This window comes from Paenibacillus sp. HWE-109, from assembly GCF_022163125.1.
GTDB lineage: Bacteria > Bacillota > Bacilli > Paenibacillales > NBRC-103111 > Paenibacillus_E.
In genome coordinates, this window is the sequence record NZ_CP091881.1 from 5,347,067 (window position 1) to 5,367,606 (window position 20,540).

Below are 20,540 nucleotides of genomic sequence, written 5' to 3' on the forward strand. Positions count from 1 at the left end.
TTATTGATTTGGCTAAACATTCGGTCATACATTTAGTTTCCACGCAGTCCATGAATTTCCTTTTCAAGGATATGGCAATTCTGCTTCAATTAGAAGCGCAAAATAAAATCCCTATTGACTTCAAATACCTACTCATTATGTAGGAGATTGAAATCCATAGGGATATGATTAATTAGAAATTCCAAAAAAATCTTTCGTTGTCTGAGTCGTCCCTTCCGCCACTTCCTGGACCGATTTGCCCAAGCATGCAGCCACCGCAGCTGCAATGTGGGGCAGGAAGCGCGGCTCATTGCGTCCATCTTGCGGCTTCACCTTGAGATCACGCGGTGTCAGAAAGGGCGCATCTGTCTCCAACATGAGCCGATCCAGCGGAACTCGCTTAACTAACTCCCGCAGATGTTTGCCTCTGCGCTCATCACAGATCCAGCCGGTAATTCCGATATAAAATCCCAGCTGCACATACGTCTGAAGCTCTTGCATCGTACCTGTGAAACAATGGACAACCGCCTTGTTCATAGACCCTATATACGGCTTCAAAAGACGAACAAAATCCACATGTGCCTCTCGCTCATGCAGAAACAGCGGCATCTGCAGCTCGCAAGCAAGTTTAATCTGCTCTTCAAACCATTTGCGCTGCACATCACGCGGCGAGAAATCCCGGTTATAATCCAAACCGCATTCCCCAATCGCAACAACATGCGGCAGCTTCGCCAGCCCCCGCAGCTTATGCAGGCCTGCGTCCGTGCAGTGGCGAGTGTCGTGAGGATGGATACCGGCCGTTGCAAATAATTTCCCCGGAAATTGTTCGGCATAGCGCGAGGCGCTCTCACTGTTTCTTACACTCGTTCCCGTGAGAATCAGCGGTGATACTCCCGCTTCAATCGCGCTTGCGACTACGGTATCCCGATCCTGATCAAATGAGCGGTGCATTAGATTAACGCCAATATCAATAAGCGGTTCATTCATCTGCTTTCACCTCTTTCGCAAATTCATCCTGCCGACAAAATTTCGCAGGAACGTGATCTGCAAGCCAAACTTCGTTGCCCGCGTAATAGAATTCAACCCCCGAGCGGGAAGCCGCCTCTGTATCAATGGCCAGGATGACTAGTTCCCCCCGTCGTTCTCCCGCAAGCGTTGCAAAATGAAGCCCTTCCGACAAATGAACATATTGCCGCTGCATGGGGCGCAGTCCTTGATTTAGAATGAGAGGCGCCGCCTTCACATTCGTGCCATGGTAAAGAACCTTAGGAGGCACAGCAGCGGGATAGCTGACTTTGTCGTGGCTATGCCCGTATCGGGCTCGTATACGATCACCACGAATCTCAAAGCGCTGCTTTTCACATCGCGCTACAACCTCTTCCACATCAGTTCGCGTAATCTCCGACCATTTCGTTTGTATACGAAGCACGTTCAATAAATCGTCCGTCGCACAAGAACCATCAACAGGATCGAGACTAAGCCCGAATTCCTCCGGTGCATGCCGTAATATTTTACTCATAAATTTACTTAATTTTGTATATTTTTTCTCATCCAACAAGGTTAACACTTCCTAAATTATTATATTTCATCTACCAAGAACCCAACTCGAATCTCAGAATCCGTCTGCATCCAGGACATCGCTTGCCCTTTATGAAGATCAGACTTCATTGTTTTTACCAGCTTCTCGATATTTACACTTTGTTCATAATGGTACTGAAGAGCAGCAGAGACATACAATTCATTCAACTGAGCAAATGTAAACCCTTCTGTCTGCTTCGCCGTCAAGCGAATCAACTCCTCATTCAGAAGCTTGCCTATCCCTTTTTTCTCCAGGTATATGTGTCTTAGCGATTCGTCAGGAAGCTTTATTTCATACGCACGGTCGAAACGTCCTGCTCTATTCATCAAAGCTGGATCGATTTGTTCCGGATAATTCGTCGTCCCAATAAGAAAGATCCCTTCCTTGGAGGTCGCGCCATCCAAAATGTTCAAGAAATGCGATCTAACTCGCTGCGGCATTGCATCAATATCTTCAATAACGAGAATCATAGGCGCCATACCAGCAGCCGCTTGAAACACGGCCTGAATCGATTCACTGCAGGTGTGTTCTGTAATTTGCCAGTAGGCAACCGGCGCTTTCACGCTGCCCGCGATCGACTTGACCAGCGTCGTTTTCCCATTTCCCGGCTTGCCATATAATAAGATCCCTCTTTTGTAAGGAAGGTCATATTCTTTGAAAAAAGCGCGATCCTCCATAAAAAACTGATCAATAGAGCGAAAAATATCCGTTTTCACTTCGTCCTTCATGATAACGTCCACCCGATCCACCATACGGGTAATCGGCATCAATTCTTTCTCCATGCCATTGTCTCCATCCGTGAATACAGTGACTTGTCTGCCATCCAAATCTCTTCGACGCTGCCGTGAATGCTCCAGAAACAACTGCAAACTGTCATCATTCACAGCAAAAACGAAATCCTCGATACCGATGCCATGCGGACGAAAGATAGGCACTCTTGCCAACGCGATTCCCCATGCCGGATACGCAAAAACGTTATTTCGCAGTGTCGGAAACATCCGATAAGTTGAGCTTTCATATTCCCCATTCATCCCGAATGCGCGTGACTCCATGTGATCGAAAATTTTGGTCACTACCTGTACGTCTTGGCTGCCTGACCTCACATCCTGCTCCAGTATTTCCCAGTATTCTTCTTTGCCATCATCGCTAATATAGGGCTCAAAGTGCTTCCCATATCGATCTCCCAGGACAAATTGGATTCGTTCCAACACGTAAGCGTAGTCCCTGTAAGCTGTTAATGAACCGTTTGCGGTTGTGGAAGGAGCGGCAACCGCCGCCTCATTTTTGTCGATAATTCTTATATGCTGTTTTGGACTCATTTTGCACCTTTTACCGTCGCCATCGGCTTGCACTTCGCCACCACTTCGGCCAGGCCAGCCCCAACAACACTCTCTATAATTTGATCTACATCCTTATAAGCTTGCGGAGATTCATCGAGAATGGCTTCCAATGACTTCTGATTCACGACAATCTCCTCATCGGTTCCCACTCGCATGGACGAGGCAAATTCATTCAACGTGACCACCCTCTTCGTCGCGCTGCGCGAACGGATGCGTCCGGCTCCGTGGCAAATGGAGTGGAAGTTTGCTTGCCCGCCTTGCGCCCCTACCATCAGGTAGGAAGCCGTTCCCATGGAACCGGGAATCAGCGCAGGATGGCCTGTCGCCATATAGGGCTGCGGGTTGTCCGGGTGCCCCGCCGGGAGCGCTCTCGTCGCCCCTTTGCGATGGACAAAATACGACTGACCGCCATGCTCCTCTTCCCATGCATAGTTATGCATCAGGTCGTACAGTGTCGTCATTTCAAACTTGGAGCCAAACAGATCTTTGCCCGCCTCCCGAATCGCATAGGCAATCAGATGACGATTGACTACCGCATAATTCAGCGCTGAATACATGAGATTCACATAGTTTTGAGCAGCAGGATGCTCCAACGGCGCAAACAGCAGTTTAGGGTCCGCCGTCCCGAGCTCGTTCTGGCGCATCACTCTTTGCATATCGCTGCTGCAGGTTTGATTCACTGAACCGCCCCAGGCGCGAGAACCTGAGTGAATCATGACGACCACTTGGCCGTCAAACAATCCCCACGCTTCCGCCACCTCCCGGTTCTCCTCGGCAATCTCAATCGCTTGAATCTCGGCGAAATGGTTGCCGCCGCCCAATGTCCCCAGCTGCCGGTGCGAACGATGCCAGACAGCGTCCGGAAAACGATTCAATACATTCTCATCTATGTGAAACCTGCTGCTCTCTACATGTGTCAGAGATGTCGATTTACGTGGCGTGTAGCTATCAGGGATGTATTTCTTAGGCAATCCATGCAGCCCCTTCGTCACAATATGTTCCACACGAATATCCGAGAAATGTCCGCGCGCCTGATCGTCCACAGGCAAATATTTCTCAATCGTTTTGACCAGTTTGCGGCGCAGCTTCACATCTTTCAATTCATCCTTGTGCAGATTCGTCAGATGAACCCGCATCCCGCAGCCAATATCGCTGCCCACAATCGATGGCGACACATACCCATCTTCTGATCGCCACACGGCTGTCGTGCCAATGCAAGTACCGACACCCACATGCACATCAGGCGTATAACTCATATAGACTTGATTCGGAATCTGCAAATTATTGTTGGCCATTTGAAATACTTGATAATCCAATGCTCCAAATAACTCCGGCCCTGCATAAACATGCACAACACCTGATGGGAGCTGGACTTTCTGCATATATTCTTTCATATATTTAACCCTCTCTATGAACCCCAAACCTCCTTCAACGCGTCTCGGAATAAGATATCTAAAGCAGCATCCTGTTGTTCTCCAGCGACTGCGATCTGTTTGGCAGTTTCTTCGTAATAAGCAATTTGTCGTTCTAAAAATTCGTTGATCACCGTGATCTTCGGCTCCAGATCAAGTTCGATCCCAGCCTTTTTGCGCGTCAGCAGTGTCATTATTTCTTGTTTTAAAAGCGAGTCTGGCACCATGTCCTGAACTAATTGTTCAAATGCCATCGGCGGCATGCTGCCGCGCTCCTCAATCCACCCGCAGGCTAACACAGGGCGAAGCACATAAAAGTACTTTTTGATTTTCACATACTCACCTTGCAAATATTCGCGAAAGTTCCCTTTGGCCATATGCAAGTAATGGTACATACTGGATCTTGGGGAGAACGTTAGGGGCAGCAGTTGGCGAATTCGCTCTGTCACACCGTACTGCTCAAGATAGGGGATTGGCGACTGCAGCCATTCCATTAGCGGCGGGTTCGATTTGCGAAACAAATTGAGCGCTTTTTTCAAATCCCACCCGTTGATATCGAGCATATCGCTGATCGGGTACTCGATCACATCTCGTTTTTCAAATATAGATAAATACCAGTCGGTCGGCCTGATATAAATAAACCTGACATCGTAATCGCTATCCTTGGAGGGAAATCCCCAAGCTCTGCTGCCTGATTCACAGGCATAGAGGATTCGCACTCCTTCCTCCAGCTCAATCCGTTTAAGCTCACTATCGATTTGTTTTCTAGTCAATGTCATGGGACTCACCCCTTCCTTTTGTTTGATAAACAAAAAAGCCATAGACCAAAATCGTCTACGGCTTTAAGATCACAAAATTTAAACGAGGCACCCGCTGCGCGCACCTACGTATTCGTCAATCGTCCGGTTGAGACCGATGGTAAGAATTGCTTTTCAATTGTCAGGGTATTGATAGAAATTTGATTGCGAATCATATCGTCGGCCTCCTTTCCATTCATTTACAATCATCATACGAGCCAAACCTTGCAGCTGTCAATCCGCTTGCGGCGGAAAGATTAATTATAGTGATCATTCTTATAAAAAAATGTTATCGGGTTGTTGTCTAAACTCCCTTAATCGCAATCATCGGTTTGCAAGTCGCCACTACATCCGCCAAAGCAGCACCCACCACACTATCAATAATTTGATCGACATCCTTATAAGCTTGCGGACATTCATCCAAAATGGTCTGTAAGGAACGATGATTCACTAGAATCTCATCTTCGGTCCCTACTTTCATCGACTGAGCGAACTGATCGACAGTAACAAGCTCCTTCGTTGCTTTCCTCGATCTAGCCCGGCCTGCACCGTGACAAATGGAATAGAAGTTCTTCACTCCCTCGTCTCTCCCAACCATAATATAGGAGGAAGTTCCCATCGAACCTGGGATCAGCGCAGGATGGCCCGTTTCTTTGTAAACGGCCGTATTCAGGAAATGCCCAGGCGGCAGCGCTCTTGTCGCCCCCTTCCGATGAACAAGCATCGGCTCGTTCCGGTGAAACTCTTTTAGCGCATAGTTATGCATAAGATCATAGAGGACTGGCATCTCCAGATCTCCACCAAAGACGTCCCGGAACGCTTCACGAACACCATAAGCAATCATATGTCGGTTGCTTACTGCAAAATTCAAAGCCGAATACATCAAATTCAGATAGGTTTGCCCTTCCTGACTCACGATAGGGGCATACAACAGATTTCTATCCGGGTTTTCAATGCCCCAGCTTTGCATAACTTCCCGGAATACCTTCGTGAATTCTTGCCCCAGGTTAGCCCCCCATGCGCGGGATCCAGAATGGATCATCACCACGACTTGACCGTCGAACAACCCCCATTTCGCAGCCAATTCTTGCTGCTTTTCCGCAATTTCCAAATATTGAATTTCAATAAAATGATTCCCGCCACCCAGCGTGCCAAGCTGACCATGGGCATACTTTCTAATTTTGGGAGGCAGATTTTCCAAATACGCGTGATCAAATTTGAAGGTAGATTCCTCCACATGCGTCAACCATTGTTCGTTAGGGACATATTTATCGGGGAGCCCTTTCAAGCCAAGTTGAACGACTTGCATGATATCAATATCTGAGTAGTTCGTATTAGTCCGTTCATTCGTTGGCACATATTGTTCAATAGCTCTAATCAGGGCCCTGCGGACTCCTTTGTCTTGGATGTCTGTTTTGTGCAAAGGTGTTGTATGCACACGCATGCCGCAGCCAATATCCACACCAACTATGGAGGGGGAGACGAAACCATCTTTCATGCTCCAAACAGCCGTTGTTCCAATACATGTCCCAATCCCAACGTGGGCGTCAGGCGTGTAGCTCATATGTTTATTACGCGGGATTCGCAGATTGTTATCCGCCATCTCGAATACTTTCTGTTCAAAAGATTGAAACACTTCCGTATTCGCAAATACATGCAAGTCGCCATGTTCCAGATTCATTTCGTAGTGATTGTTGCCATGCGTTATTGTTTTCATGTCCATTAGGTTACCTCCATTGTTCTTATGACCCTATCTTCGCTTATTTTGCACGTTACGAACATGGTGAATGTATGACGACCCGCACAAAGTTTCCATTTTCTCCCGAACATCCCGCTGTTACAATAGGATAAGGTTGTTAGGAAGAGCGAGGGATTACATTGGCTAAGGAAAGCTTTGATAAAGAAATTCAGTTTCTGCGCATGCTGGTACTCACGAGCGGCGCGTATAATCGTCAACAATTCGCTGAGCGGCTGGGCATTTCCGTCCATACCTTTGATAAAACATTGCGTCGCCTGAAAGAAGTCGTAGCTGCCATGCACCAGCATCTCCCCGATGAAGAGCGCAAAGAATTCACCGAGATGCTGCGCTACAGTTATTTTGATTCCACAGACCCGATGCTGTTGTTCTTGTTTCGAGCAAAGTCATTGAAAGAGTCGGAAAGTCAGCGTATATCCACCCTGCTCGCTGCTCTGACAAGTGACCCGCTCACGGCCATGGAGCTTTTGGATGCCTGCTGCCAAGATACGCACGCCGATTCTTCGCTTCCTGATGAGAAAACCATTCGCAACGATTTGAAGTATTTGGAGGACGTTGGTGTTATTAAAAAAGTTCCTGGACCACGCCCTTCCCGTTATCGGATCGATAATGATGTCACCCAGGGTTTAACCTTCGATGAACTTGTCGATCTCTACGATTACGTGGATGTTATGTCCAATACGCAAGTGCCCTCCGTCCAAGGCTATTTGCTGCGCGACGGCTTAAAAAAGCAAATGAATCGAACTTCAGCGGAGTTAACGTCAATCGAGCCTTTTCTCTATAAATATCATTATCATTCACGTATTTTGGATGAAGCGCATCTTGCGATGCTGCTGTCGGCCATTCATCAGCGGCGTAAAGTTTCTTTCTTCTATTTTTCACCCAAAAACGGGCAATCTTATTCCTCCAAAAATACGAACCCCTTATTTGAACGCGAAATGGAAGGCAAGTCTCAGATGACCCTGCCGATTAAGATTGTCTATGATCACCAGTACGGCAGATGGTACCTGCTCACCCATGACTCTCGTCAAGGCATCAAGAAGTTCAGGATGGAAGGCATGACACAACTCGAACTGGGCGAGGCGGTAGATGCCGATTTTTTTGAGCAAAAGCGCAGCGAATTGGAAGGTCTCATCGCCCATAGTTGGGTCATCGATACCGGACGCGCGGTTCGCGTAAAAGCAAAGTTTTTCAAGCCGAACCAAGGTCCGGCAGATTTCATTAAGGATCGCGTTCTTCTTCAAGGACAATGGGGAGTGATTACGGAAGAGACCGAGGATTGGTTTATTTTCGAAATCATGGTCAATGGAACACTGGAAATCAAGCCTTGGATTCGAAGTTTTGGATCGAGCTGTGAAGTGCTGGAGCCTTCTCTTTTTCGCAAAGAAATGATGGCCGAATGGAAGGAGCTTAGCGCGTATTATGAATCTGTTCGAGAAAATATTTAACTATCAAATGATGATGCGGCTGGAGAATTCCGGCACCTTCATGATAACCTCTCAAGAAAGAATCTGGTTGAAAACGATGCTGAACCATCCTTCGGCGTCCCTTGCGTTCACTCCGGTAACCCTTGATAAGCTGCAATCTGCTTTGAGCGGGGAGCAGACATTGGACTTGTCAGAAGCCTTCCTTGAGAAAGCCCGCAGTCGGGAGAAACACGTGTATCATCCCCAGCTCAGGGCTTTGCGTCGATTCATCGCCAAGCAAAGCGCCATTCAACTTAGCTACAAAGTCAAAGATGAGCGCATTTTCCATAATGAAATGGCTTTTCCCTATAAGCTTGAATACTCGCTTGTGAAAAGAGAATGGTACTTGCTCTGGTTCCATATGAGGCATCGCGCTATGATGAGCACGAAGCTTAATAAGATTGATGCCATTCATGCTTTGGTCATCTCGCCTGAACGCGTTCGACAAATTGGAGCGGACATCGAACGGCTGCTGCAAAAACGTCAGACCCACGCCAAGATCGAAGTTGTCCAGACTTATAATCGCGAGCTATCGCGGATTCTCTATGCTTTTTCTTGCTTCGAGAAGCAAGTTGATTATGATGAACAACGAGAAACGTATACAATTCGGCTCACTTTTATGAACAATGAAGCCGAATATGTGCTGAGCAAGCTTCGTTTCTTGGGTATACGGGTTCGCGTTGTAGAAAGCGAACATCTGCAGCGTCGTATGCTGGATTCGGCGCAAAGGGCTCTGGCCAGATACGAATCCACCGAATAGCTCGCTCTAAGAAAAACTGAAACTCAAAAAATCTGCCTACCGTTCTGAAGGATTCAGAGACGTTAGGCAGATTTTTTGAGTTATGCATCAAGCACCGGGCAGCTAATTCGCAGCTGCTTTCACTGCTGCTTCTTTCGCGAATTTCTCCCGCAGCAGTTCCTTGCGTTCATCGCGCTCTACCGGCTTCATTCGCGGGCATGTATAGCAATAATTGCCGCCTTCCGTGCGGTAATACATACAACATGCAGACTTCATTCGTATCTGCTTATCAGGTTCCCCAGGTGTTCCCGGATAATCAATCATAATGAACTTCACATCGAAGGGATTACGGTTTCTCCGGAAAGCTTGACCGCTCAGTTCCTTGGAAACGAACGTCCAGTCCTCCTCATAGCGCTGTAATAGCGCCTCCGAAGCGGTCTCTTCCTTCCAATGATCAATCTGGTAACGCAGTCGCGTAGGAAATAATTTCCACAGGTGTGTAATATCGATCGCCGCAGCAACCGAGGTCGCTTCAATAATGGGCCTGATATGCATATCGTACCAATGGGTCAACCTTTCCTCACGCCATGCGCCGCGCTGTCCCTCCGATGGTCCTGCAAGCAGTCGAATTTCACTTAGCACAAATCTAAATTCAATATAACCCTTGTCATGTTGGAAGATTTGCAGAGTCCATAGCTCCGGTGACAAATCGAGCAGCGTATCATGAGACACCATGTACTGCATAGCGCCATTCAAAGCGCCAAGTCTGCCGATAAAATAAGCTCCGGCAGCCGCTGGTTCTAGCGCCTTCATCAGCGGGGTATACGCACGCAGCAATTCCTGCATGCCAATCTCCGTTGCAAGGAGATTGCCCGCGATGGTAAACAGCGGCTTAGGATGAAGTTCTGTCGTAACACCAAACTGTTCAGCTATGATTGACTGTATATCTGTACTCATTTTCAAACCTCCTATCTAGGTTAAGTTCGAAGCTGCTTTCTATTATGCTTTGGATTTCGCAAGTAAGTATAAGAAATAAGGAGCACCAATAACAGCAACAACGATACCTGTCGGAATCTCCGTCGGCTGCAGAATCCAACGCGCAAGGGTATCTGCTACGATGAGCAGTAGTCCTCCTGCCAGCATCGAGGCCGGCAGCAAGAATTGATTCTTGGGGCCAACCAACTGTTTGGCAAGGTGAGGACCGATCAAGCCGACGAAGCCGATGCCTCCCCCCACCGCCACACAAGCTCCCGCAAGAGCAACAGCGGCAACAAGCAAGCTTAATCTCTCTTTTTCGATTGGCGTACCGAGTCCACTTGCAACTTGATCCCCCAACTGAAGCACGTTCAGCGTTTTGGCCTTATACATGACGAATGGGATAAAGAGGATCAGCCATGGCAGCAAGGCCATCACAAACTTCCAGTTCGTCCCCCATATACTTCCAGCTAGCCATACAGCTACGAACTGGTAGTTTTGCGGATTCATCCGAATCGTAAGAACAATCATCGCCGCGCTGATGCCTGCGGCAACGGCGATACCGACGAGAATTAGCCGGGTTGGCGATATGCCAACGCCTTTTTTATAGGAGAGACTATAAATAATGGCTGCAGCAATTCCTGCTCCCAACATTGCAAGCAATGGCATCATAAAAACGGGTGCAGCCATATTCGTAGGATAGAACGAAATAAACAACACAACAGCAAGTCCTGCTCCGGCATTGATTCCCAGAATCCCGGGGTCAGCCAACGCGTTGCGTGAAAGCCCCTGGAGAATGGCTCCGGACAAAGCCAGGCCGGCACCTACCAGCACGGAAATAATAATGCGCGGCAAGCGGAATTCGAAGAGAATCAGCTCTTGCTTATTCGTACCCTGACCAAATAAGGTATGAATAACATCGCTTGGCGATAACCGAATATATCCTGTATTCATACTAAGAATAAAAGCAACGATAATCGCTGCTGACAAAAGACTGATCATCGTATACGCCCTAACCGCGCGTTTGCGGGTGGAGACACTGACAAGAGAGGACATTATAGCTCCCTCCTTTCCTTGCGTGCCAAATAAAGGAAGAATGGCACGCCAATCAACGCAATCAAAGCGCCGATCGGAGTTTCAAATGGTGGATTGATCATTCGGGCACCAATATCGGCTAGCACCATGAGCAGCGCCCCGAGCACAGCTGAGCAGGGGATAATCCAGCGATAATCAACACCTACTAGCGCGCGTGCCATATGCGGAATTACCAAGCCAACGAAACCGATAGCCCCTACTGCGGAAACAGATGCACCAGCAAGCACAAGCGATAGCAGCATGCCCGCTAATTTCACCCATTTCGTACGCTGCCCTAGACTAGCAGCAATTTCATCACCAAGGCTTAACACGGTTATCGAACGCGCAATCACAATAGCCCCGATCACACCTCCGAGAATCCATGGCCAGATAATATTGATTTGCATCCACTTCGTTCCTGCTACGCCTCCGGCATACCAGAACGCCAAATCCTGCGAGATATGAAAATAGATCGCTATACCTTCGCTCAGCGCAAGCAGCAGCGCGCTAACTGCGGCGCCGGCTAATGCCAAGCGTACCGGAGTCAGGCCACCTTTGGAAATAGAGCTGATTCCATATACAAGTCCTGTACCGACGGCAGCGCCAATAAAGGAGAATAAGATTAAGTAGTGAAAAGGTAATCCTGGGTAAAAGGCAAAGCAGAAGGCGAGAACAAAACCAGATCCCGCATTGATCCCCAACAAGCCAGGATCTGCGAGCGGATTGCGCGTCATTCCTTGCATAATCGCCCCGGAAATGGCAAAACCAATGCCAACCAGCGCTCCAGCCAAGGCACGCGGCATGCGCAACTCCTGAATAATCTGATGTTGCGTTAATTCAGGATTAAAATGAAACACGGCATTCCACACTGTAGACAGCTTGATATCTGCAGCTCCTACCGATACAGATACAGCAAGTCCAAGCAGCAAAGCCGCTAAGCCGCCAAACAAAATAATCGTAGCTACAAGCGGCCGACTTCGCAGCTTGGGACGTGGAGTATCGGTTACTCCCGTTGGTAAACTCATGAACAAAATCTCCTTCCGCTATGCGTTAATTCCTTTGACATTATAGCATAGGTGATAATGATTATCATTACTATTTTATAATATAAAAAAATTGCTGACAACAAAGCCTGTTTCGCCTTGTTGCCAGCAACTATTAAATGAACAATTCCATCTGTTTCAGGTTCCCTAGCCGTTCCAAAGCAATCGGCGCGTGATCGCGGAAATACGCCTGATTAATTTCCTTTTCCTTGGTCATGACCAGCTTGCTGCCATTGGCAGCTTGTCTAAGCCTGCAGCTAAAGACAACAGGGAAATAATCTTTCAAGAACTTTCCTTCCGCATGGGCGGTAAGAGCGATGATTTGGAAGCCAAGCTGCTCAGCAATAAAAAAGACAGGACTGAGGACATGATCACTGGAAGCTTTCCCGAACGGATTATCCAAGATAACGGTGCGATGTCGCTTCATATTCGCTTGAATATGCTGACGTTTTTCTGCGACATAATTGAGCAGACCCAAGAATAAGGTCATATTCTTGCTCCATTTCTCTCCGCCTGACCAGTTATTAGACTGTTCCCAGGAGAACGAAGCTTTCGTTACGTTATTCTCATTGGTTACTTTGCGGCACGATACTTTCATCGGGCGATCTTGCAAAACAATATGCAAAAGCTGCTTCGTATCCAGCCATTTCTCGATCTCTTTCCGAACCGTGGATTTCACTTCCTGCCCGCTGTCATCGCGATAATGACCCTTCTCCAGTTCGGCCAAAATCCATTCCAGATGCTTGCGCAGATGGTCCTTCGCCTCCAGCTCATCCCATTCAGGAATCTGGAACGAGTAGATGTGCTTCCACTGGTCCTCAACCTTGACTCTCGTTTTATTAGGGATATCTCGAAGTTCCGAAGCAATCAGTTTGATATGGCTGTGCACATGAATGATATACTGTTCGAGCTGCTGGTTATGGGTGCGCATCGTCTCTTCAGCGACATGATTGACGCGTTCGATTCGGCTGTGCATTTTCTGCTGAAATTGCGTCAGCTCTTGGTAATTATCTTTCTTCTCAACACCTTGCTCAGCCATATCTCTCATCTTGACATCCTTGATTTGTTTCCGGCAAAAATCAATAAATTGAAGTCTCGCCTTTTTCACGAATGACTCTTCTGCCTCCAGTTCTTTCCTGACAGCGGAGAGTAAAGTCACTGACTTTGCAACCATTTTCATTCTGTCATACGGGAACTCCGCTTTCAGATCCTGAGTGATAAAAGCTGCCTGAATGAGCGGATTTTCAAACCCATGCATGATTTTGTACTGATTCAAATATTGGATAACCTCTTCAATTTTACCTAACTGAGCTTGGATTTGCGCGTGCTGCTGCTGCAAGCCAATTTTCTGCTGTTGCAGACGTGTATCCTCACTGTGGACTTGCTCATCCACTACGCTCAGCGACTCCGTGAAGGTTAGCGGAAGCCCGCCTGAGTGCGCAGCGCTGTACTGCTCAATCAGAAGTTTAATCCTCGTTGCCAGCGCATCGAATTGTTTCTCTACGCGCACGAATTCTTCTTTATCACGAATCAACCGCGATTCGCGTTCTTTGAGCTCCGACAACAGCTGCGACATCTGTTCTTCGCCTGTCACAGAGAAGGCAAGTTCCTCATTCAAATTCAAATCTGCTTGCTCCAACCGGAGCTTGTTCATATCCTTCTCCAGCGTTGCTTTGCTGGACTTGGCATGACTCCAAGCGGCTTCAAGCTGCTGGCGTCCTTGAGAGATATGATTTAGCTTGAGATGCAAATCTTTTCTTTCTGTTTTCAACCAATCCAAGCTTTGATTCGCTTCAATCGGCTGCACGTCCGCCAGTTCGATATAGAGTTCTTGACTTTGCTGACTCGCTTTCTCGGTTCTCAAATAGTTCGTTCTATTTTTCACGTCATCGCTTTGCAGCTTCACTTGCTCCAAAGAGCGCTGCCTGCTCTCCCACTTGCTTTGCTGCAAGTCTGACTGCTCAACAAGCTGGTCGATAGCCCCGTTCAAAGTCTCGATTTCTTTGCCAAGTTCGGCATACTTCCGCCCTTTTTCAATCCACTGCTGGAGCTGAACCATCTCACCTTTTTGCTCGTCCATGACGGAGTTATGCTGCTGAATCGTTTGTTCTACCTGGCGAATGGATTTCCGGAGATCATCCCCTTGGTTCTCTAACTCACGCACACGCTCGCGTTTAAGCCCCACTCGCCTTTCCATCTCTTGAACGACTTCAAGCGGGTATAGCATCACGAATCGGTCAAAAGAGGCTTGAAGATCAGAGGTGCGCTGCAAATCGCGTTCCTTTTCTTTTCGTGCTGTTCGAACTTCTTCCCCTTTGTGCGATATCGCTTGCTTCCAGCTCCCGAATTCCGCCTCATCCGCATTATCGCGCCAATGCTGCGGTTCAACCCAAGCGCTGTCATCCACTGCTGCCGGTGTATCACTATTGACCAAACGCGCTGCTTCCTGTGAAGAGATCACCTGAATGGGAAACTGCATGTCTTCTGCATACTGCCGCAGCTTACTCGTGACTAACCCAACCTCACCTTCGGTCGTAATTAGCGTCACGGACCATAGAGGATGTGTCATTGCCCAATCGGACAGCTCCAAGCCTTGCAAATATTGAATGCCCGTCTCCAATAACTTAAACTGATTTCTCCACTTGTCCACCAAACCCGCCACATAAACATCGGCAAAAAATGTATCCTGATGGCAGTAATCATCGATATAACGGAAAGCTAGTCGCTCCTTCAATAAGTAAGCTTCCTTCTCCAACTGCTGCTTTTCCGTATCCTCTCTAAGCCGCTCTTCAATCGAACTCTGCTTCTCATACACAGAGGAGAGTCTTCCCCATGAGGACTTGTACGCAGCAATTTCGGCCAGCATGGATTGCTGCTCTTTTTTAAACGCTTCGAGATTTTGCTCTGAACTGGCACGCTCCACATAGGCGATCTTGAGACTTTCACTTACGACTTCCAGCTCTCGCTCGCTTTGTTCTTTAGCGACTGTCAAGTCCTTGTTCTTCTGTACAAGCAGCACATTGCTGTCATCCAGCTTCTGATGCCGCTGAATCCAGTCCGCCATACTGCCTTCCATGCTTTCAACGGCTGGATTGGCCAAAACATTAGCTCTTAGCGCCTCTTTATCTTTCTCGCGAGCGAGCACGATAGATCTATGTTCAATTAGCTGCTTATTTATTTCTTCCAGTTCGCTTGACAGCTCTCTCAGCATTGTTTCTTCTAAATGGGTTCTATTCTGGCAAGCGGCTAATTCCTGACTCAGGCGCTCCTCTTCAGCCTGCCACTCTTGCTCCAACTTGCAGTAAATATGACGAATTTGCCCGCCATTATTGAGCCATGCTTCCCTGAGATCAGCCTCTTCCTCCGTGTTGCCGAATCGATCCAATTCACGCTGCAAATAGTTCATGCTCTCCTCGGCAGAAGTCCACTGCTGCCTATAATCGGCCAACCTTAAAGAATAGTAGTGCTGTTTAGCACTTCGTACCGAATCTTCTTTGCGCTCAACGTCTTCCTCAACTAATCTGAGCTTGGTTTCCAAAGCCGATTGTTCCTGCTTTTGCTTCGCAATATGAAGGGATTCCTTCTTCCGAGCCAACACCTGCAGTTGCTGGTCGCATTCTGACATCTGAGTATGCCATTGCGATAGCTTGGCGCTTTCCTCCTTCTTCTGCTCATTCACAAGCAGCCAATAGGCCTTCGTTTCAGCTTGAGCGGCTGCATAGGCCAACAGCTTGGTATCCATTTTGGCAAAATGAAGCACATACCCATCCAGCTCGACGAGGATTTTTTTATTTTCTTCGATTTTTTCTTTTAATTCTTTATATTTCTTGAAACTGTCTCTATGCATTTCAAAATTATTAGCGAACTCGCCCTGCTCGTATCCGGCCATCGCATCTTCGACCGTTGGGATCAACAGCCGATCGAACAATTGGCTCGTCGTTTTGCACTCATCAAAAAAGCTCTCAACACCGCCCTCTGAGCTATTAATCTTGGCAATTCGCTCCCATTCAGAGGCGATAATGTGGTAATCGTTCTCCAATATTTTCTTGTATTCCTTCAGCGTGGACGGCATGTTGGCATTCATTCTTTTCGACGTCATCTGGTGGTAATAATCATGAATTTCACCTTTATCGGCTGATCGAAGACTGCCTGCACTCTCCTTCACAAAAGGAATCCGATCAATGGCATCCGGATCAAGTTCTGGATAATCATAGACATAACGATAGGAGTCTATCCCCGTTGCTGTCAGAAACAAGCTGACGCAAGTTGCCACATAGCGCCTTGGCCGTTCGCTCAGAATCCACTCGATCGCGATATGCGCAGGACCGTTCTCCAGACTTAAGGTATCCTTCATTTTGCGTCCGGCAAGTTCTACGTGCGGAAGAATGGCTTGGATGGCAGACTGAATGAAAACCGTCTTGCCTCCGCCATTTTCCAGCAGAATCGCGCCATTATGCCCATCGAAATGAAACAATTCATCATTGTAGCGCTTATTTCCATCCTCATAGACCACATTCGTAAACCGTATTTTAGAGATCGCTGGCATGTTCGCTTCCCTCCCCCTCAGGCGCATCGTTTTGATATAAAAACTCCAAGATACCGCGGTTGTACTCCAACTCCATAAAATAACGCTGCACAACCACTTTGGCTTTCTCCGTCAAAGCAATTTCCTGGTTGCCTATATCAATGACCAGCTCTTGCGCGACCAGAAACTTGCGGACAGAGTCCATAAAGCTAACCCGGCTAATTGTATTCCCGCTTTGTCTCGCGGCTGTCTCCTTGATATCATCCATAGCGCTCCATTTTTCAATCAAGGCCGTCCAATTATAGGAAAATTCCTGCTCCATCTCTCTCAATTCGGCTTCAGGATGCGTCTTCAATAAGGCAATTCGCTCATTCACAAGCGCTGTCCACTCTTCAATTCCAATGAAACTTCTCGTAGGCTCCATCGTTTGATAACTGTCATAAAAAGCCCCAATCAACACAATAATGCTGACGTACATCAGATAAAGATCTGCATTCACGGCATTCGCCCGCAGATAGGTTCGCTTAATTACTTCGTTGTTCAAATGAAAAGGCGATAGCCGCGTTTCCGGTATCATATACAGCTGTTCGCCGGCAATGATTGTTACGCAATCCACTTCTCGCGCGAATTGATCCACAAGTCCGCGTACTACGTCATCCGCCATGTATTCCTGGAGCCATTCTTTGCCGACCGCGTTATCACGAGCGAGCAAGGCATAGATGCGAAAGGCTCTCATTACTGTTCCATTCTCAAGTCCGGTTGTCATCCTGTTCTCCCCACGAAATCAACATATTCTGTATGCTAAATCTGTCGTTTATTTTCATCATTTCTTTTCGTTCCGTAATTACCAAAGAGCGGCTGCCCAGAAGCATATACATGTCTTCCAGCATAGTCCCCTGCTCTTCATTTTGCTGCTTATCCTTATCGTCCGCCTGAAGGGGACTTCTTTGATGCAAATAAATCCAAAAGTCATAGAAAGCTCTTTCACCCAGCAGATTTGCATGCTCACTTGACTGAAAAAGCTGAATAAACGAGTGCAACTCGACTTGATCCTGCCCTTCCATCGTTTGCAGCAGCAGCCCCATCAGCAGCATGTACAGTTTTTTCTGCATCGTCTGATAGCGATATTCCTCACTGTCTCCGCCAAGCTCCAGGAATTTGTCATCCCGCTCCTGTCCACTGCCGTCTTCGAGCATATTCTGCTCCGCCCACACGGTCAAAAGGGACCACATCTTCGTCTCTTGAATCGGCAGGAACGGGGCCAGCACACCTTTCATCGTTTCCAATGGCAGCGGTGTACTAAAAATAAGCGAAGCAATATCCTGATCAAAATTAAAGGAATCCAGCCCCGTATAATACAAGGATTCTTGCGCTGCGCCCAGAGCATGGGATTTCAGCACCATACTCTGATGAAAAAGCGCCGAATGTTCGCCATGCACCTTCTCCAGTTCATTGGAAATACGAAGAATCAACTCATAAGGCCGCTGATCAGCTTGCCTAACCGTCTGCGCCTGAACGCGATCCTTGGTTTCCTTCACAAATTGCCGCAGTTCTTCGAACTCTTCATTCTCCATCTGCAAGCGTAAATAAATATCTTCCAGCAAACCTTTATACCGTCCGAATGTTTCTTCCGACACGATATTCCTTTTCAGCTCATGCTCCAGCTTGACCATCCGGTCCTGCAACGCTTCCACATCGATTCGCATCTCATTGATTTGCCGCAAAGCACCTTCAAATTCGCCTTTTTCCAACTGCTTGCGCAGCACCAGCTGATGAATCGACAATTGGAATTCCGTATAGAATTCCTTGGTCGCAAAAATAAGCTCCAACCCATCCTCGTCGAGCGTGTAGTACTGCGTATTCGATTTTAAATCGAAGGCATTCGCTTTCAGAATCGATATATAAATATGTTCTGCCAACCCAGATTCCCAATTCATAAAGGTAAAATCCCGCTTCTTCCCTGTCGTCGGGCGAAACACCTGCGTAATCTGCCTAGCCAGATCCTCGAATCCGGTATCGTCCAAATCGATGAAAACTCCCGTCACCTTCCGAAGAAACTCGGCTAAGTCTTTGACACCCGCCTTGTTATTGCGCATCAACTTCTGCTCGAAGAAGTAAAGGAGCGTCAACAATCCAAGTTCCATGAAATCGATCGGTTTGTTTTGTCGATCCGTTTGGCGCTTTCGCTGCAGCTCATAAAGCGGATCAAAAAGTGCCAGCTTGGTCATACGTTCCCGAAACCCGGAAATAACCTGACCAATTTCTATGTCATCCATGCGGTGTGCCTCCAAATCGTACAAAGCTCGTGTGTAGATAATATTTCTTGAGGGAAATAACTGCCCGCCGCCAAACTACGGTTGATTATCCTTCGTTCCTCCTCAGTAAAATGAGATAAAAATACCTGTAAAGCCTGCTCGCTTTCCCGTTGGTTTTCTTTGCCGGAAGATGACTTCCTGCTCAGACATGCCCTGTAAAAGGGAAGTGCTAAATTAGCTGGCTTGCCAAAAAGAGCAAGAACACGCTCATTGAGTAGATGCCAGATGTGGATTCCTTCTTTATCGATATCGCCAAAATAGTAGAACGCATGGGCAGCGTCCCTCAGCGGAAGCTGCATCGGCAGCAGCTCAATGCTTTTCGTTACCCGATAACCGCCACCGAAAATTAGCGTAGCGAACGGAACATCCGGCAAAACTTGCAGCAGCGCTTGATAGGTCGTTTTATTTTCAACAATAAGGTGCTTATGAACGGCACCTGCTAGGCCATATGGATTCACAGCAAACATCAAAGGGTCATCCACAGGAAGAATTAGCAGCTTGTCCCACAGACCAATTCGGGTCAGCAACTCTTTCCCTTGCTTCTCCGTGATCCATTTCTCATCAGCGACAAGCTCAAAGCTTCGCTCAGGTTCCGGTGCAGGCGTGCTGGGGAGCATATTCTTCTTCAAATAACTATCAATTCGTTCAATAAAAGGCCTGTCTTTCTCCCAAATACTAGATTTCAATGAATAGTAGGCATCGAGGTTTATAGCGGGATGCAACTGCAGTCTAGCTCGATGGATGTCCTTATGCGTATCTTGCATCACATGATTCTTCTGCACGCTATATTGATAGGCAAGAAATGGCGGCTTAATCGTCCTCCCAGAACGCTGAACCATCTGGAGAATTCCCGCAGTTTCAAGCTCGAGGATCAACCTAGAGAAATCTTCATACGTACATGGCTGAGCTATTGCTTCTAATTCTTCAAGAGATACTTTCTTGTTTTTTATAGCTTGTAAATGCGATCGTATTTTCGAATTGAGTTCCATATCCAACTGCTCCTGTTTGAGAATATATGCCTATTATAGCAAAATATCAATGGCAGATGGGTTTGGAGCGTTATGGGAAGTCGTTCCAAGCATAGAAAAAGCCTGTTTGAGCGCGGCATTGCTCACACAAACACGGGGCGGATCGTAGATCCTCTATTTCAACCAAAACCGCCACTTTCGCCGTGCTCGCGGATCGTCGTTCCTTTATTTCACAGTTCTGCGCTTCCAAACTCCGTTTCCCTAACACATAAGGGCTCCTCGATCCGCGCTTTGCCCTGCTGAGAGCATTTTACCAATCATAGCGGATCCTAGTTCCCTTTGGGCTTTGCAATGACAGAGAGCGTCGTGTGAAAAGGAACTATGATCCGCTATATGGCGGGAACTGAGGTAAACGCAGCATGAAAGGGAACTGAGATCCGCTATTTAAGCCGAACTTGCCGATTCCAACCGGGAAATGGTGGTATAGCGGATCGTAGTTCCCTCTGGCGTGGAATATCGCAGTTTTTAGAATGATAGCGTACTGTAGTTCCCTCAAACACTATATCCTGACA

General features: G+C 47.5%; 15 protein-coding genes. 2 read left to right on the top strand and 13 right to left on the bottom strand.

Annotation, left to right across the window (positions count from 1 at the left end):
* Positions 1 to 168: 168 nt before the first annotated feature.
* The 6 genes from LOZ80_RS22820 to LOZ80_RS22845 all read right to left on the bottom strand — a co-directional run bounded on the left by LOZ80_RS22820 (position 169) and on the right by LOZ80_RS22845 (position 6,824).
* A complete protein-coding gene (locus LOZ80_RS22820; protein WP_238166853.1) occupies positions 169 to 966 on the bottom strand; it encodes a TatD family hydrolase in 798 nt (265 codons plus the stop codon).
* Complete coding sequence (locus LOZ80_RS22825) at positions 959 to 1,537, bottom strand: RNA 2'-phosphotransferase (RefSeq protein WP_283214684.1); 579 nt, start codon at positions 1,535 to 1,537, stop codon at positions 959 to 961. Before LOZ80_RS22825 ends, LOZ80_RS22820 begins: the two co-directional genes overlap by 8 nt.
* A 20-nt stretch (positions 1,538 to 1,557) precedes the next feature.
* On the bottom strand, positions 1,558 to 2,877 hold the full coding sequence (locus LOZ80_RS22830; RefSeq protein ID WP_238166855.1) for an AAA family ATPase: 1,320 nt from the start codon (positions 2,875 to 2,877) through the stop codon (positions 1,558 to 1,560).
* Positions 2,874 to 4,292, bottom strand: coding sequence for an RtcB family protein (locus tag LOZ80_RS22835; protein ID WP_238166856.1), 1,419 nt, complete (start codon positions 4,290 to 4,292; stop codon positions 2,874 to 2,876). The genes LOZ80_RS22830 and LOZ80_RS22835 overlap by 4 nt, the downstream gene beginning before the upstream one ends.
* 14 nt (positions 4,293 to 4,306) lie before the next feature.
* Complete coding sequence (locus LOZ80_RS22840; RefSeq protein WP_238166857.1) at positions 4,307 to 5,089, bottom strand: nucleotidyltransferase domain-containing protein; 783 nt, start codon at positions 5,087 to 5,089, stop codon at positions 4,307 to 4,309.
* Positions 5,090 to 5,411: 322 nt separating this feature from the next.
* Entirely contained in the window at positions 5,412 to 6,824 is a 1,413-nt protein-coding gene (locus LOZ80_RS22845; RefSeq protein ID WP_238173082.1) for an RtcB family protein, read from the bottom strand.
* A gap of 161 nt (positions 6,825 to 6,985) precedes the next feature.
* Here LOZ80_RS22845 and LOZ80_RS22850 point away from each other — a divergent pair, with 161 nt between their 5' ends.
* Positions 6,986 to 8,311, top strand: coding sequence for a helix-turn-helix transcriptional regulator (locus tag LOZ80_RS22850; RefSeq protein ID WP_238166858.1), 1,326 nt, complete (start codon positions 6,986 to 6,988; stop codon positions 8,309 to 8,311).
* Positions 8,286 to 9,089: a WYL domain-containing protein gene (locus LOZ80_RS22855; protein WP_238166859.1), complete on the top strand. Its 804-nt coding sequence runs from the start codon at positions 8,286 to 8,288 to the stop codon at positions 9,087 to 9,089. Before LOZ80_RS22850 ends, LOZ80_RS22855 begins: the two co-directional genes overlap by 26 nt.
* A 102-nt stretch (positions 9,090 to 9,191) precedes the next feature.
* Here LOZ80_RS22855 and LOZ80_RS22860 read toward each other — a convergent pair whose 3' ends face one another.
* The 7 genes from LOZ80_RS22860 to LOZ80_RS22890 all read right to left on the bottom strand — a co-directional run bounded on the left by LOZ80_RS22860 (position 9,192) and on the right by LOZ80_RS22890 (position 19,989).
* Positions 9,192 to 10,025: a (2Fe-2S)-binding protein gene (locus LOZ80_RS22860; RefSeq protein WP_238166860.1), complete on the bottom strand. Its 834-nt coding sequence runs from the start codon at positions 10,023 to 10,025 to the stop codon at positions 9,192 to 9,194.
* Positions 10,026 to 10,067: 42 nt separating this feature from the next.
* Positions 10,068 to 11,045: a FecCD family ABC transporter permease gene (locus tag LOZ80_RS22865; RefSeq protein WP_443147079.1), complete on the bottom strand. Its 978-nt coding sequence runs from the start codon at positions 11,043 to 11,045 to the stop codon at positions 10,068 to 10,070.
* Positions 11,046 to 11,098: 53 nt separating this feature from the next.
* Complete coding sequence (locus tag LOZ80_RS22870; protein ID WP_238166862.1) at positions 11,099 to 12,142, bottom strand: FecCD family ABC transporter permease; 1,044 nt, start codon at positions 12,140 to 12,142, stop codon at positions 11,099 to 11,101.
* A 133-nt stretch (positions 12,143 to 12,275) separates the two neighbouring features.
* On the bottom strand, positions 12,276 to 16,706 hold the full coding sequence (locus LOZ80_RS22875; RefSeq protein ID WP_238166863.1) for a coiled-coil domain-containing protein: 4,431 nt from the start codon (positions 16,704 to 16,706) through the stop codon (positions 12,276 to 12,278).
* The gene (locus tag LOZ80_RS22880) at positions 16,690 to 17,451 is read right to left on the bottom strand and encodes a DUF6063 family protein (protein WP_238166864.1); all 762 of its coding nucleotides are present in this window, start codon (positions 17,449 to 17,451) and stop codon (positions 16,690 to 16,692) included. The genes LOZ80_RS22875 and LOZ80_RS22880 overlap by 17 nt, the downstream gene beginning before the upstream one ends.
* Positions 17,435 to 18,961: a replicative DNA helicase gene (locus tag LOZ80_RS22885; protein ID WP_238166865.1), complete on the bottom strand. Its 1,527-nt coding sequence runs from the start codon at positions 18,959 to 18,961 to the stop codon at positions 17,435 to 17,437. The genes LOZ80_RS22880 and LOZ80_RS22885 overlap by 17 nt, the downstream gene beginning before the upstream one ends.
* Entirely contained in the window at positions 18,949 to 19,989 is a 1,041-nt protein-coding gene (locus LOZ80_RS22890) for a Wadjet anti-phage system protein JetD domain-containing protein (RefSeq protein ID WP_238166866.1), read from the bottom strand. Before LOZ80_RS22890 ends, LOZ80_RS22885 begins: the two co-directional genes overlap by 13 nt.
* Positions 19,990 to 20,540: the final 551 nt, after the last annotated feature.

Excerpts from the sequence above, each read along its gene's own strand:
- LOZ80_RS22820 (WP_238166853.1), bottom strand. The coding sequence starts at position 966 with ATGAATGAACCGCTTATTGATATTGGCGTTAATCTAATGCACCGCTCA.
- LOZ80_RS22830 (WP_238166855.1), bottom strand. The coding sequence starts at position 2,877 with ATGAGTCCAAAACAGCATATAAGAATTATCGACAAAAATGAGGCGGCG.
- LOZ80_RS22835 (WP_238166856.1), bottom strand. The coding sequence starts at position 4,292 with ATGAAAGAATATATGCAGAAAGTCCAGCTCCCATCAGGTGTTGTGCAT.
- LOZ80_RS22840 (WP_238166857.1), bottom strand. The coding sequence starts at position 5,089 with ATGACATTGACTAGAAAACAAATCGATAGTGAGCTTAAACGGATTGAG.
- LOZ80_RS22845 (WP_238173082.1), bottom strand. The coding sequence starts at position 6,824 with ATGAAAACAATAACGCATGGCAACAATCACTACGAAATGAATCTGGAA.
- LOZ80_RS22855 (WP_238166859.1), top strand. The coding sequence starts at position 8,286 with ATGAATCTGTTCGAGAAAATATTTAACTATCAAATGATGATGCGGCTG.
- LOZ80_RS22860 (WP_238166860.1), bottom strand. The coding sequence starts at position 10,025 with ATGAGTACAGATATACAGTCAATCATAGCTGAACAGTTTGGTGTTACG.
- LOZ80_RS22865 (WP_443147079.1), bottom strand. The coding sequence starts at position 11,045 with ATGATCAGTCTTTTGTCAGCAGCGATTATCGTTGCTTTTATTCTTAGT.
- LOZ80_RS22870 (WP_238166862.1), bottom strand. The coding sequence starts at position 12,142 with ATGAGTTTACCAACGGGAGTAACCGATACTCCACGTCCCAAGCTGCGA.
- LOZ80_RS22875 (WP_238166863.1), bottom strand. The coding sequence starts at position 16,706 with ATGCCAGCGATCTCTAAAATACGGTTTACGAATGTGGTCTATGAGGAT.
- LOZ80_RS22880 (WP_238166864.1), bottom strand. The coding sequence starts at position 17,451 with ATGACAACCGGACTTGAGAATGGAACAGTAATGAGAGCCTTTCGCATC.
- LOZ80_RS22885 (WP_238166865.1), bottom strand. The coding sequence starts at position 18,961 with ATGGATGACATAGAAATTGGTCAGGTTATTTCCGGGTTTCGGGAACGT.
- LOZ80_RS22890 (WP_238166866.1), bottom strand. The coding sequence starts at position 19,989 with ATGGAACTCAATTCGAAAATACGATCGCATTTACAAGCTATAAAAAAC.